Genomic DNA, 13,255 nt, shown 5'->3' with positions numbered 1-13,255 from the left:
CCATGTCGGTCACCTCCTCACGACAGGCACGGGTGACGATCGCACCCGAGAGGACGGTAACCCCTATTTGCGTATTCGCGCAACTAGCCAATTACACTGGTGATGACCACATGCGTGCGACGCGCGGCGTCCCCGATGCGCGCCTCGAACGCCACGAACGCCTCGGCGGCGAGGAGGTAACCGATCATGAACACTCTGACCACCGTCGAGTTCGTCCTGCGTCTGGCCGTCGGCGTGGGGTGCGGAGCGCTGATCGGTCTGGAGCGCCAGTGGCGTGCCCGGATGGCCGGTCTGCGCACCAACGCGCTCGTCGCCGCCGGCGCCACCCTCTTCGTGCTCTACTCCGACGCCGTGGGCGACAGCGGAAGCCCCACCCGGGTCGCCTCCTACGTCGTGTCCGGGATCGGCTTCCTCGGGGCCGGCGTGATCCTGCGGGACGGATTCACCGTCCGCGGGCTCAACACCGCCGCCACTCTGTGGTGCTCGGCCGCCGTCGGGGTGCTCGCCGCCTCCGGGCACTTCGCCTTCACCGGGATCGCCACGGTCGTGGTCCTGGCCGTCCACCTTCTCGGCCGGCCGCTGGGACGGCTCATCGACCACGACACACCTGCCGCGGACGAGGACCTGCACCCGTACCTGCTGACCCTCACCTGCCTGGCCGAGGCCGAACAGCACATCCGCGCCCTCCTCGTCCAGTGCACGAGCGGCGGCGAGGTGATCCTCCGCGGCATCGACAGCATCGGAACCGACGGGAGCGGCGACACCCGGCTCACCGCCCACCTTCTGCTGGACGGGGACGCTCCGGCGCGTCTGGAGCATCTGGTCGCCCGGATGTCCCTTGAGCCGGGCATCCACGCCGTCGAGTGGCACACCGCCGACGACCGCGCCGTGCCGATGCCGGGCCCGGTCGTGCCCGCCCGGTAGACCCTCGCTCTGCGGCGGAGGAGGAGCACGCCACGGTGCCGGCTACACGATGAATCGGGCGTACACCGCAGATCGCCGTCCACCAGGCTCGTCCGGCGCGTCTTTTACGGCGAGCGCTCCGGAGAGATGCCCTCCTCCGCGAGCCGGCGGGTGAGCTCGACGCGTGAACGAACGTCCAGCTTGGCGAAGACGCGGGCCAGGTGGGCCTCCACCGTCTTGGGGCTCAGGTAGAGCCGCTGGGCGATCTCGCGGTTGGTGAGGCCGGAACCGGCCAACGTGGCGATCTGCCGCTCGCGTTCGCTGAGTCCCGCCGGCTCCTCGGCCTGCCGGCTGAGGCTCGCCGCCATGCGCAGTTCCGCTTTGGCGAGCTGCTTCTCCAGCCAGGCGGCCGAGCACTCGGCGTAGCGCGCCTTGGCCCGGGCCAGCTCGTCGCGCATCGCCTTCGGGTCGCCGTTCCGGGAGTGCAGGGTCGCCAGGAGCTGCCGCGCCCGGCCCTCGTCGATCGGCGCGCCCGCGTCGGCGAAGTAGGTGGCCGCCGCCGACGCGTGCGGCAGGGCCTCCTCCAGCTCGCCGTACTGGAGCAGGACCTCGGCCCGCGCCATGTGCGCGGCGCCGAGCTGGTGGTCCAGGCCCAGGCCCTTGGCATCGGCGAGGCCGAGGTCGGACAGGAGGAGGGCGCTGTGCAGGTCGTTGAAGCGAGCCGCGGAGACCGCGTGCAGCGCCTGCCGGTAGATGCCCGCGCCGACCGCCGTCTGCGGCGACCACGGGCCGGCGGTGAGCTGGGCGAGACAGGCGGCCACCCGGCCGGCGTGGAAGTCCACGGTGGCGAGGTTCAGCCGGGTCAGCTCCGACCACCACGCCGACCGGGGGAGCGCCGGGCCGATCAGCCGGTCGGCCGCGGCGAGGGCGGCCTGCGGGCCGTCCAGCCACAGCAGCGCGGGCAGCGCCGCCGCCCACACGGTCGCGGTCAGCTCATGGCTGTTGGGAAAGGCCGCCAGCTCGGCCGCCTCCTCGGCGGCGGCGACCGCCGCGGAGAGCCGTCCCTCGCGCGTGAGCAGGACGACCTCCACGATGCGCAGGAAGGGGAAACCGGGGTTGAGCCCCTGGTATCCGACCAGTTCCAGCCCCTTGGCGAGGTGCCGGGCGGCCTGATCCCGGAGGTTGAGCTGCGCCTCGACCAGCGCGAGGGGCGCGAAGAGCGCGGCGTGCGGGCGCAGCTCCGCGTCGGCGACGCCGTCCGCGAGCCGGGTGGCCCGTTCGACGTGGACCTCGGCGTCGCCGATACGGGCCTGCTGCGCCGCGTTGAGCGCGAGCAGACTGTGCGCCGTCGCGGCGAGCGCCTCATGACCCAGCTCACCGGCCTGTTCCAGCGCCGCCAGGGCGTGCCGCCACGCCTCGTCGCTGTCGAGCCGCAGCGAGTCGAGCGCGGCCAGCTCGATCAGGATGTTGGCGGTGTGGGGACAGGAATCGGCACCCCGGTTCAGCATCCTGGCCAGCAGGTGCTTGGCCGCGTCCAGGTCGCCCATCAGGCGGGACAGGACGGACGCGAACCCCGCGGCCTCCAGGGACGTGGGCTCCGGCCCCGGCAGCACCGCCTTCAGGATCTCCCGGCTCTCGGCCAGCTCGCCCACCGCGGCGACCGCCCGGGCGAGCGCCATGAGCATGGCCATCCTCCGCGCGGTCAGGTCCTCTCGGGCGGGGAGGACGCGCAGCGCGGTACGCAGCAGGCGGGACGCGGTGGCCGGCGCGACGTCGAGCAGTCCCGCCGCGGCCTCGTGCAGGATGGCGGCCGCCCCTTCGTCGCCCTGCCGGGCCGACCGCTGGACGTGATGCGCGAGCAGCGTGACCGGCCCGCGATGGGCGTCGAGGTAGGCCGCGGCGCGTTCGTGCGCCCGCGTGCGCCAGCCCATGCCCGCCTCCCGATAGACGGCCGCGCGCAGCAGCGGGTGCCGGAAGGTGAAGAACGCGTCGGTGGGCACCACGGCGCCCTGCGCGCAGAGCCGGTCCAGCGCGTCGGCGGTCTCCTCCTCGCCGGTCTCGGCGATCCAGGCCACCAGATCGAGGGAGGCCTGGTCGCCGGCGACGGCCAGCGCCTGGGCGACCCGGCGCAGGTCGTGGGGCAGCACGTCGAGCTCGGCCAGCAGCAGCCCCTGCAGCGCCCGCGGCCCGCCCACGGGGTACTCGCCGCCGGTCAACCCGGCCAGGACCGAGTCGCCGGCGTCCGCGAGCGCGTGCAGATAGAGCGGGTTGCCGGCGCTGGCTCTGTGCAGCAGCCGTCGCCGATGCGCGCCGGCCCCGGGGAACAGCTCCGCGAGGTCCTTCTCCTCGAGCGGACGCAGGTCCAGGAACACGGCCTGGTCGTCCGCCTGGGGCAGGGCCGCGACGACGCCGGTGGGCAGCGGCGCGGGCCGGTACGCCACCGCGACGAGCAGGCCGCCGCGCGGAGGCTTGCGCAGCAGATACTCGGTGAGCTCCAGGGAGGGCTGGTCGGCCCAGTGCAGGTCGTCCAGGAGCAGGGCGATCGAGCCGGGCGCCACCTCCAGCAGGCGCCGGATGCCGCGATACAGCCGATAGCGGTCGATGCTCGCCTCGGGCTCGCGGTCTCCCCTGGAGATCGACACGAGCGTTTCCAGCGCCGCCCGCGCCTCCGCGTCGTCCGGATGGGGCGGCGACCACGGCGTCAGCGCCTCGACGTAGACGGCGAACGGGAAGCACCTCTCGAACTCCGTGGCTCTGCCGGACATCACGGCGAAGCCGCGTTCCCCGGCGCGCCGGCCCAGCTCGGCCAGCAGCCGCGTCTTGCCGATGCCGGGGCTTCCGGTGATGGAGACGGTGCGGAACCGCCCGGCGGCCACGTCGCCGACGGCCCGGTCGACACGACCCAGTTCGGCCGCGCGTCCGATCAGCCCGGGCGACGCCGAGAAAGGATCGTGCATGGTCACCATCCGAGACGCGGGATCTCGTCCCGACCTAGACGTGTCATGACGACCAAACTAGGAACGGGTGCCACGACGTTCCTCCTACGTGATGACGGTCCGTCGGGGGTCATGCCCCCTCCCTCGGAGGGGTCGCGTCCCCATCGCACGGGGGGGTGAAGGGAGGTACTGAAGGAGAACGAGGTCGAGCTGTGCTTCACGCCGACCAACGCCTTCTGGGCCGGCCCGAATGGCGATGGCCCGCCCGGAACCACGCCCGGGCGGGCCATACGGGGCGGCTATTGAGCCGGGACGTTGGGGTGTTCGGTCCCGACCGGGCCGCAGAACCACCAGGTGAGGATCCTGGTGAGGTTGAAGGAGTCCCCGCCCGCGGCGCTGATCGACTTGAGGTCGATCTGTCCGGACGGGTGGATCAGACCGGGGAAGACCTCCCGGTAGTCCTCATCCTTCCATGCGCGGATCTCGTTCATCGGCATCACTACACCTGGGGCTGACCGGGGAAGCAGCGCAGCAGCAGCGACAGGCCGACCGTGACGCACATCCAGCTCGTGACCTGCGCGTCGCCGCCGGTGGCGGAGGTGAGATCGATGTCGCCCGCGGGGTGGGCCATCGCGGCCAGGCCCTCGCGGTGGTCCTCGTCCTTCCAGGCGCGGATCAGGTCATGGTTCATGAGGGGGTTCCTTACTGTGAGTGAGGGAGGGGAGGCGTTACTCGGCCTTCTTGAACGTGCCGAAGATGACGGTGACGAAGGTGCAGGGAGCGGTGCTGGTGATCCACCAGGTGTTGCTCGCGCCGGCGGCCGTGCTCAGGTCGATGTCGCCCGCGGGGTGGGCCATCGCGGCCAGGCCCTCGCGGTGGTCCTCGTCCTTCCAGGCGCGGATCAGGTCGCGGTCCATGTGATTTCACTTCCTTTCGATGGGTCGTGCGGTTCCTTGGAGTGCCGCGCCGTGGCGCGGCGTCACTTCCGGACGAGGCCGGGCAGCCGCTCGGCGGCGGTCGCGGTCTCTCCGGAGGTCAGGGGGCCGAACATGGCGGCGTAGTGGCCGCCGAGTTCGAGCAGCTCGGCGTGGGTGCCGCGCTCGGCGATGCGCCCGGCGTCGAGCACCACGATCTCGTCGGCGTTCTCGATGGCGGACAGGCGGTGGGAGATGACCAGCCGGGTGACCCGCAGCCGGTTGAGCGCCGCGTCCACCCTGCGCTCGGTGGCCGGGTCCAGATGGCTGGTCGCCTCGTCGAGGATGAGCAGCCGGGGACGGTGGACCAGGGCCCGGGCGAGCGCCACCCGCTGGCGCTGCCCGGCCGACAGGGCCATGCCGCCCTCGCCGACCCGCGTCGCGTAGCGCATGGGCATCCGCTGGACGTCGTCGTGCAGTCCGGCCACGTCGGCGGCGTACTCCACGTCGGCCTGGGAGGCGTCCGGGCTGCCCATGGTGATGTTGTCGGCGATGGTTCCGTCGAAGAGCGACAGGTGCTGGAGCACCGCGCCGCAGCTCGCCCGCAGTTCGTGCAGGTCGAGCTCCTCCAGAGGGACACCGGAGAGGCGGATCTCGCCGCTGTCGGGGCGCAGCAGGCCCAGGACCATCAGCGCCAGGGTGCTCTTGCCCGATCCGGTACGGCCGGCCACGCCGATCTTGCATCCCGGCCGCATCGTGAGCGAGATGTCCTGGAGCACGGGCGCGGCCTCCGGGTCGTACCCGAACGTGGCCCGGGACAGCTCCACGCCGATGGGCCCGCCGCCGGGCAGCCCGGTCGGGCCGACTCGCTCCTGCCCGGAGTCGAGCACGTCGTGCATGCGCTCCACCTGCGCCCGGACCGACTGCAGGGACTGGCCCGCCGTGGCGAGGGAGCCGAGCGGGGTCAGCACCGACACCGCGACGGCGTTGGCGGCCAGCATGGCACCGGCGGTCATCGTGCCGTCCAGCACGAGGCTCACGCCGAGCACCAGCATGGCCAGCGGCGACAGGACACGCATCGTGCTCAGCGCCGCCTCGACCACGGCCGACGAGCGGCCGCGCCGGAGGCTGGCGTCCTGGTGGCGTTCGAAGAGGGCGCCCCAGTGGCGCAGCGCCCGCGCTTCCGCGCCGTTCGCCTTGAGCGGCAGCACCGCGTCCAGCGTCTCGACCAGGTAGCCCTGCTCCTCGGACATGGCGTACAGCTCGCGCTTGGCCAGCCTGCCCTGCCTGCCGTACGTCACGGCGATCAGGCCGACCTGGACCAGGCCGAGTAGGAGGGTCAGCGCGAGGTACGCGGGGGCCATCACGGCCAGGCCGACCAGGTAGAAGCTGAGCATCGAGGCGTCGAGCACGATCATGAAGAGCTGGCCGGTCAGCACCTCGCGCGCGCTCATCACGCTGGCCAGCCGCATCAGGAGGTCGCCCCGGGACCGCTGGAGGAAGAACAGCAGGGGCAGCCGCAGGAGATGCGCCATGAAGCCGCGGGTGAGCACGGCGTTGGCCCGGGTGCGCAGGGTGATCGCCACCCAGCCCCGCATGAGCGCCGCGCCGGCGTGCGTCATGGCGGTCACCGCGACCCCGAGGGCCAGCAGCGGGACGAGTCCCGCCTGGCGCTGCGGCAGCAGCGTGTCGACGACGTACGCCGTGGCCAGGGGCAGGGCGAGCCCGACGCCCTGCAGCGCGGCCGACGCCAGCAGGATGCCGGCCATCGGCGTCCGGGTCCCCGGTACGGCCAGCACCTCGCGCAGGTAGCGGGGGATCGGCCAGTCGCGGGCGCGGCCCAGCCGCGGCCGGAAGTCCGGCTCGGGGCGGAGGGTCAGGCAGATCCCGCTGTACTCCTCGGCGAACTCGGCGTGGGTCAGCCGCCGGCGTCCGCCGCTGGGGTCGGCGATACGGACCCACCGGCGGGTGCGCCGCTCAAGCACCACGAAGTGGCGGCCCCGCCAGAACAGCATCAGCGGGCCGTCGGGCAGGTCCGCCGGGGCCACCTGCTCGACGTCCGCGGCCAGGCCGAGCCGGGCCGCGGCGTCCATGAGGCGGCCGACCGACAGGCCGTCCCGTCCCGCGGAGAGGAAGGCGCGGCACTCGGCCATCATGGTGTGACGTCCGAAGTAGCCGGCGATCATGGCCAGGCAGGCGATGCCGCACTCCGTCGCCGTGAGCTGCTGGCGCAGGGGAACGCGCCGGGTGCGGCGGCGCACCAGGGCGAGCACCGCCATGAGGGCCGCGCGGATCCGGTTCACGCCGTCACCCGCTTCGGCGGCTCGAAGAGGAGCACGGAGGGGACGCTCTCGGGCGAGGCCAGCCGCAACAGGCCGTAGCCGATCCCGGCCAGGCCCGTCATGAGCGACGGCGTCTCGATCTCTCCCGGCGTGCCGCACACCGGACCGTCGCGGTCGAGGGAGTCCACCGCTCGCGCCAGCGCGCTCCGGGCCTCGGGGGCGAGGCGGGCGCCGCGCTCCTCGGCCAGCAGGAGCAGGTCGGCGTTGCCGAAGACGCCGTGGCAGAGGCTGTGACCGCGCAGCGACAGCCCGCCGCGTACGGTCGCGGCCAGCGCCGGCTCCAGGTCGGCGCGCAGGTCGGCGTCGGCGTGCGGATCGGCGTCGGAGCGGAGGTCCAGCACGCCGGCCCTGGCCAGGCCGATGCCGGGCGCGCCGTGGCACCAGGCGTACATGTGGGAGACGAACCTCTCGGCGTCGTCGCGCCGGTCCACGCGGTGGTCGGGCCAGTTGCCCAGTTCGGGGCTGTAGTCGGCGCGCTCCCCGGCGAACGCGGCGAGGCCCGTCTCGGTGAACCGGGCCTCGCCCGTCACCGCGCCCAGCCTGATCAGCGCCCAGCCGATGCCCGCGGCCCCGTGCGAGAAGCCCGACAGCGGCCGGCTCGCCCCGTCGGCGGGCCAGGCCACGCCGTGCTCCCGGGGTTCGGCGCGGTCCACCAGCCGCCGGCCGCACGTGACGGCGATGTCCAGCGCCCGCTCCGAACCGGTGTGGGCGTGGACGGCGAGCAGAGCGCCGATCGTGCCCGCGCTGCCGCTGAGAATGTCGAGCGGGTCGGGGACGTCCTCGTCCAGCAGCCCGGCGACGTGCTCGACGGCCTTCACCACGGACGGGACCCCGTCCTCGCCGGCGCAGGAGGCGACGTGGACCAGCCCGTAGGCCAGCCCCGGCATCCCGCTGAACCCGCCCAGGCCGAACAACCGCCCGCGCTGCTCGGCCGGCATGAGCGGGTAGCGGTCGAGCAGCGGAGGGATCGTCCAGAGCGCCCGCCGCGCCAGATCGACGAAGCGGCGCTCGCCGGTGACCGCGCCCAACCTGGCGAGGAAGACCGCGATGCCCGTGTGTCCGCCGTAGAGGTCGGTCTTGAGCGGCGAGACCCGCCAGCCCGCTTCGCCGACCGGCTGCAGCCCCAGCCACGAGACGCGCTCTCCGTCGCGGATCGCCAGCTCGCTCAGCCGGTCGCCGATCCGTACGGCGTGCTCCAGGCAGCGGGCCGCCGTCTCCGGCGGGACCAGCGGACGGTCGGGTTCCTCGCGGGGAGCCGCGCCCGTGACGGCGGGTCGCGTCGCCAGGGTCGCGCGGATGATCCATTCCTGCCGGGTCCGGTCGGCCGCGCCCATGCCGGCGAGCTTGGCGTGCACCAGGTCGAGGGGGCTGGCCGGGAAGAACTCGGGGATCCGCTCGCCGCGGCTGTCCCACAGGTCGCGGGAGTCCGGGCGCCCGGTGAACAGCGGGATGTCGCCCGCCCACAGATCGGCCTGCTCGTACGGCACCACCCGCAGCAGCGACTCCCCGACCGTCGACGCCGACCAGAGGAAGTCCAGGTGGCGATCCCGGTTCAGGGCGTCGCGCATCAGGTCGGGATGCGTTCCCTCATCGAGGAGCGTGCCGTACACCGTGGTGGCGCGCAGCACGGCGCGGACCTCCAGCTCGGCGAAGGCCGCGAGCGGGCCGCCCTCCGCCGTGAGCTCCTCGCGGTGGCGCAGGATCGCGTCGTAGCCGGCACGGAAGCCGAGCACGAGCTGGTCGACGTGGTGCGCCGGCTCGGCGGGGGCTCCGCCGAGCGTCGGCCGGTTGCTGCCGCCGCCGAGCGTCGTCCGGCGCCGCACCATCCGCATCGTGTCGGTGCCGCCGTCCTCCAGCGTCGGCAGGGCGAAGGGGTACATCGCCCCCGGATCGCCGCCCAGCCCGCCGAGGTCCAGTTCGCCGCCCTCGCCCGACAGGAGCATGGGAAGCACCCCCACCCGCGTGACCGACGAGTTCAGCACGGTCAGCGCGGGGTCCTCGCCCTCCTCCAGCACGGGACGGGCGAGCTGCGGGTGGAACAGCGCCTCCAGGTCGATGAGAACCGGCTGGTCGCCGTGGGCGATGAGGTTCTCGAAGTGGAAGTCCGCCGCCTCGATGGTGTGCAACAGCGCCAGTAGCGCGCCGAGCCGCCGGTAGTAGCCGTCCACCTCCTCCATGGAGTGGCACGGGGCGGCCTCCACGAACGCGATCCAGCCGTACCCGTCGCGCTCCAGCACCTCGGGGACGCGCAGGCCCATGCGGCCCGCCCGCTCGTCGAACCACCCCAGCAGCGTCGCGAACCGGGCGTGCACGGTGACGGAACGCGGCTTGTACACCAGCCGCGCGCCCGAGGCGAAGCGGAGGATGGCCACCGCCCGGCCGCCCTGGTGGGTGTCGCCGTCGTTGAGCGTGAGCCCGGTGACCGGGCCGGGGTCGGCCGCGCCGAAGAGGGCGGCGACGACGTCCTCCCGGTCCGCGGCCCAGCGCCGGAGCAACTCCCGCACTGCGGTGACGGTCTGGTCGGCCCGCTGCGCGAGCAGCCGTCCGAGCACCTGGTACTCGGCCAGCAGCGCGCGCCGCCCCTCGGGAGCGGTGAAGTGCGCGACGAAGGACGCGAACCGCTCCTCGGGCGTCTCCCCGGTGAGCCGTCCCTCGACGCGCAGCACGTTGAGCTCCAGCACCAGCGTCCGCGTGGCCAGGCCGAGCAGCGCGACGTTCAGCGCGCGGGCGATGTCGGAGCGCAGCGCGTCGAAGTGCTCCCGGGGGAGGTCCGGCTCCAGGCGTCGGAGCGCGTCGTCGGCGAACGGCTCGACGATCGCCGCCATGCCCTGCCGCCAGTCGGCCTCCGGCATGGTCCGGTCGCGGCACTCGCTGGCCAGGACGCGGTCGAGGGTCCCGCTCCAGTCCGGGACGGTGTCCACCCTGGCGCTCAACCGCTCGGGAGGCTCGGCGAGCAGCGCCAGCAGCCCGGCCTCGCTCCCGCAGCCGGCGGGCAACGCCGCCAGGCGCGCGGCGAACGCCGTCCCGTCGCCGAGGCCGTGGGCCCGCTTCCACCGCTCCAGCCGCCTGCGGGCCCGCTCGTCGGCCGGGTCCGCGGCCTCGGGTGCACCCGCCGTGACGCGCTCCGCCAGGGTCAGCGCCCTGACCCACAACGGAAGGCCCGCCGGCGCCATGGGATCGATCGCCGGGACCGTGGTGTCCGACATGAACTACTCCCAAGCACAGAGTCGAACAGATGGCGTCAGCTTGGGGCAGACGGCGGATCGGCAGCCTCGGGGAAAACCCTCAGGGATTCCCCTTATTTGATCCCCTGATGAGGGTCTCTTACTTTGCTCTAGCGAGGCTTCGGGCCCAGAGGGGCGCCTCGCGTGGCGCAAGAGCCGGCCGGAGCCGAGACTCCGGCCGGGGATCCAAGAAACACGACGTTGTACGTCCCTGCCCCCGGTGTCTTGGAGATTTCGGCGTGACCATCGAGATACGCGGCCTGACGAAGGTGTTCCAGGGACGGGTGCGGGCGCTGGCCGAAGTGACGCTCAGCGTCCCCGGCGGCGTGTTCGGCCTCTTCGGCGCCGCCGGAGCAGGCAAGAGCACACTGCTGCGCATCCTCGCCGGGCTCGTCCACCCGACCAGCGGAAAGGTCGAGCTGGACGGCAGGGAGCTCGTGGGCCCGGTCGGCCGGGACGTGGGGCTCCAGATGGTCGGGTACGTGCCGCAGGCGCCCGGGCGGTACCCCGACCTGACCGTGCCCGAGTACCTGAACTACGTCGGCCTGTCCCGGGGGCTGCACGACCGGGCCCTCCGGCGGCGGCGCATCTCCGAGGTGGTGGAGCTCGTCGGGCTGGCCGAGGTGGCGCACCGGAACATGGCGGAGTTCGGCGGCGAGCTGCTCCGGCGGGTCGCCGTCGCGGCGGCCCTGATCACCGATCCCCGGCTGCTGGTGATCGACGAGCTGCCCGCCCGGTTCACTCCGGACGAGCGGGCGAGCCTGTGGGAGCTGGCCGCCGCCCTGGGCGAGGAGCGGATGGTGATGGTCAGCTCCCGCAGGATGGACGACGGCCTGCTGCGCGTCTGCGGCGGGATGGCGGTGCTCGCCGACGGCCGCGTCGCCTACCACGCCGACGGCGACCGCCTGCCCTGACGTGGTCGAACAGCTCCGCCCGGGCGCGGCGGGCTCAGGCGGGCGGGGGCGCGGCGGGCGAGAGCGTCACTGCGGCCTCGGCGGTGTAGGCGAGGAAGGTCAGCGTTTCCTGGAAGTAGAGCTGGACGGCGGTGGCGTCGTGGGAGAGGTAGCCGATCGAGACGTCCTGGCCGATGTGCAGCTCGAAGTCGCCGCCCCGTGTGGACAGCAGGAAGGCGCCGTCGACGGCGGGCGCCCAGATGATCTCCCCGCCGAGGATGCGGGCGATGTGCTTCTGGATCGGATAGCCGTGGTCGGTCGCCGCGCTGACGGCGGTGTAGGCGTCGGCGCCGAGGGCCAGGCTGTACGGGCCGTCGACGCCGGCCAGCCGCAGTGCGCCCATCGCCCGGCTGACGGCGGCGGGGTAGCCGGGTGCGTCAGCAGGAAGCGGGATCGCGCGATGGGAGGAGACGGCGCGGAGGCCGATGACGCCGGCCGCCGGGTAGCCGTCGAAGATCACGTGGTCCTCGGCGAGGGCCAGCTGGCGGGCGGCGTCTTTGACCGGCTGCCAGTCGGCGTCCTTGGCTCCGCGTTCGACGGCGTCGACCTGCTGCCGGTCGACGGTGAAGGCCACGCGCAGTTCGACGATCGGCTGGGCGCGCCGCGTGCGGGCGACGACACCGTGCACGGGAGGTTCGGCGGGCTGCAGGTGCCCGGTGCCGACCGCCGACAGCCGCACCCCTTCCGGCCCCACGACGTCCACGACGCGACGGCCGGCCACGTGCCGCCGGAACGTGCGCCGCGCCTCCTCCTCCAGGTCCGCCCACGCTGCGTCGGAGATCGGCGCGAGTTCCCGATGCAGGTTGTTCATCGAAGGTCGCTCCCTTTGAGGTCGCCGATCCCCAGGGACTGCTGGAGCGGCCTTTCCCCGTCGACCGGCGTGCCCGCGTCGCCGCGTACCCGGTCCTCGGCCCGGGGCGCGGCCGCGACGGCGGGCGCATCGGGCGGATCGTCGAGGAAGTCGACGCCGGGGACGAAGAAGAGGGTGCCGGTGACGGGGGTGGAGAAGTCCAGGATCCGGTCGTGCCGCGCCGGCGGATCGCCGAGGAACATCCGCTCCAGCATGCGTTCGGTCACCGCCGGGGTGCGGGCGTAGCCGATGAAGTACGTGCCGAACTCGCCGCGTCCGACCGTGCCGAAGGGCATGTTGTCACGCAGGATCTCGTGCTTGGTGCCGTCGGGGTCGACGATCGTGGTGAGCGCGACATGCGAGTCGGGCGGCTTGACGGCGTCGTCCAGCTCGATGTCGGACAGCTTCTTGCGGCCGATCACCATCTCCTGCGCCTCGACCGGCAGGGCGTTCCACGCCCGCAGGTCGTGCAGGTACTTCTGCACGATCACGTAACTTCCGCCGGCGAATCGCGGGTCCTCCGCGCCGACCAGGACGGCCGCGCCGGCCGCCGGGCCGACCGGGTTCTCCGTCCCGTCGACGAAGCCCAGCAGGTCGCGTACGTCGAAGTACTTGAATCCGTGCACCTCGTCGCGGACCGTCACCGCGTCGCGTATCCGATCCATGATCTCCGAAGCCAGCGCGAAGCACAGGTCCGGCCGCTGCGCCCGGACGTGGAACAGCAGGTCGCCCGGTGTCGCGACGGCGCGGTGGACGGGCCCGGCCAGCTCGCGGAACGGGTGCAGCTCGGCGGGACGTGGTCCGGCGAACAACCGGCCCCAGGCCTGCGACCCGATCCCGGTGACGCAGCTCAACCGGCCTTCCTGCGCCCGGAAACCCACCGCCTTCTGCAGGCCCGACAGCTCGGGCAGCAGGTCCCGGACGCGGGACTCGGCTCCCGGATCGATCGTCACGACGAGGAAGAGCGCCGACCTGGTCAGCGGGCTCAGCACCTCCTGCGGGATCGGTTCCGCCATCGCGTCACCTCTCGGTACGCGATGGGTGCGTCGTGGTGCGAGCTCGGGTCACCTAGCGAGCAATGCCCCGACCCTGAGCCACCACGCGGAGCCGTCGGCAACGAACGCGCCATCCTC

The 13,255-nt window shown here is 73.2% G+C and carries 10 protein-coding genes; 2 read left to right on the top strand and 8 right to left on the bottom strand.

The genetic code is table 11. From position 1 onward, the window contains the following. The first annotated feature begins 186 nt into the window (after positions 1-186). Positions 187-924 carry an MgtC/SapB family protein gene (locus AWQ68_RS17455; protein ID WP_066941599.1) on the top strand — a complete coding sequence of 246 codons (738 nt, stop codon included), beginning with the start codon at positions 187-189 and terminating at the stop codon, positions 922-924. A gap of 104 nt (positions 925-1,028) precedes the next feature. On the opposite strand, the gene AWQ68_RS17450 is transcribed toward AWQ68_RS17455, so the two are convergent. The 6 genes from AWQ68_RS17450 to AWQ68_RS17425 all read right to left on the bottom strand — a co-directional run bounded on the left by AWQ68_RS17450 (position 1,029) and on the right by AWQ68_RS17425 (position 10,301). Next, positions 1,029-3,860, bottom strand: coding sequence for a helix-turn-helix transcriptional regulator (locus AWQ68_RS17450; RefSeq protein WP_169808937.1), 2,832 nt, complete (start codon positions 3,858-3,860; stop codon positions 1,029-1,031). A 278-nt stretch (positions 3,861-4,138) separates the two neighbouring features. Further along, positions 4,139-4,330: a hypothetical protein gene (locus AWQ68_RS17445; protein ID WP_157545387.1), complete on the bottom strand. Its 192-nt coding sequence runs from the start codon at positions 4,328-4,330 to the stop codon at positions 4,139-4,141. A gap of 8 nt (positions 4,331-4,338) precedes the next feature. Then, positions 4,339-4,530, bottom strand: a complete 192-nt coding sequence (locus AWQ68_RS17440) for a mersacidin/lichenicidin family type 2 lantibiotic (RefSeq protein WP_066941594.1) — start codon at positions 4,528-4,530, stop codon at positions 4,339-4,341. A gap of 37 nt (positions 4,531-4,567) precedes the next feature. Continuing rightward, entirely contained in the window at positions 4,568-4,756 is a 189-nt protein-coding gene (locus AWQ68_RS17435; RefSeq protein ID WP_066941592.1) for a mersacidin/lichenicidin family type 2 lantibiotic, read from the bottom strand. Positions 4,757-4,818: 62 nt separating this feature from the next. Beyond that, on the bottom strand, positions 4,819-7,056 hold the full coding sequence (locus tag AWQ68_RS17430; RefSeq protein WP_066941590.1) for a peptidase domain-containing ABC transporter: 2,238 nt from the start codon (positions 7,054-7,056) through the stop codon (positions 4,819-4,821). After that, positions 7,053-10,301, bottom strand: coding sequence for a type 2 lanthipeptide synthetase LanM family protein (locus tag AWQ68_RS17425; protein ID WP_084464111.1), 3,249 nt, complete (start codon positions 10,299-10,301; stop codon positions 7,053-7,055). Before AWQ68_RS17425 ends, AWQ68_RS17430 begins: the two co-directional genes overlap by 4 nt. A gap of 257 nt (positions 10,302-10,558) precedes the next feature. Between AWQ68_RS17425 and AWQ68_RS17420 the strand changes: the two genes are divergently transcribed. Beyond that, complete coding sequence (locus AWQ68_RS17420; RefSeq protein ID WP_066941588.1) at positions 10,559-11,233, top strand: ATP-binding cassette domain-containing protein; 675 nt, start codon at positions 10,559-10,561, stop codon at positions 11,231-11,233. A 34-nt stretch (positions 11,234-11,267) separates the two neighbouring features. Here the strand turns inward: AWQ68_RS17420 and AWQ68_RS17415 are convergent, their stop codons facing one another. Continuing rightward, the gene (locus tag AWQ68_RS17415) at positions 11,268-12,083 is read right to left on the bottom strand and encodes a family 1 encapsulin nanocompartment shell protein (RefSeq protein ID WP_066941586.1); all 816 of its coding nucleotides are present in this window, start codon (positions 12,081-12,083) and stop codon (positions 11,268-11,270) included. After that, positions 12,080-13,138 (bottom strand): Dyp-type peroxidase, encoded by a 1,059-nt coding sequence (locus AWQ68_RS17410; RefSeq protein ID WP_066941584.1) that lies wholly within the window; start codon positions 13,136-13,138, stop codon positions 12,080-12,082. The genes AWQ68_RS17415 and AWQ68_RS17410 overlap by 4 nt, the downstream gene beginning before the upstream one ends. Positions 13,139-13,255: the final 117 nt, after the last annotated feature.

The organism is Microtetraspora fusca, assembly GCF_001570365.1.
GTDB classification, from domain to species: Bacteria; Actinomycetota; Actinomycetes; order Streptosporangiales; family Streptosporangiaceae; genus Microtetraspora; species Microtetraspora fusca.
This window is presented reverse-complemented; position numbering and strand designations above follow the sequence as displayed.

What these genes read in the sequence shown, in the direction of transcription:
- AWQ68_RS17410 (WP_066941584.1), bottom strand. Translation starts at nt 13,138, where the DNA reads ATGGCGGAACCGATCCCGCAGGAGGTGCTGAGCCCGCTGACCAGGTCG.
- AWQ68_RS17445 (WP_157545387.1), bottom strand. Translation starts at nt 4,330, where the DNA reads ATGAACGAGATCCGCGCATGGAAGGATGAGGACTACCGGGAGGTCTTC.
- AWQ68_RS17425 (WP_084464111.1), bottom strand. Translation starts at nt 10,301, where the DNA reads ATGTCGGACACCACGGTCCCGGCGATCGATCCCATGGCGCCGGCGGGC.
- AWQ68_RS17415 (WP_066941586.1), bottom strand. Translation starts at nt 12,083, where the DNA reads ATGAACAACCTGCATCGGGAACTCGCGCCGATCTCCGACGCAGCGTGG.
- AWQ68_RS17440 (WP_066941594.1), bottom strand. Translation starts at nt 4,530, where the DNA reads ATGAACCATGACCTGATCCGCGCCTGGAAGGACGAGGACCACCGCGAG.
- AWQ68_RS17435 (WP_066941592.1), bottom strand. Translation starts at nt 4,756, where the DNA reads ATGGACCGCGACCTGATCCGCGCCTGGAAGGACGAGGACCACCGCGAG.
- AWQ68_RS17450 (WP_169808937.1), bottom strand. Translation starts at nt 3,860, where the DNA reads ATGCACGATCCTTTCTCGGCGTCGCCCGGGCTGATCGGACGCGCGGCC.
- AWQ68_RS17455 (WP_066941599.1), top strand. Translation starts at nt 187, where the DNA reads ATGAACACTCTGACCACCGTCGAGTTCGTCCTGCGTCTGGCCGTCGGC.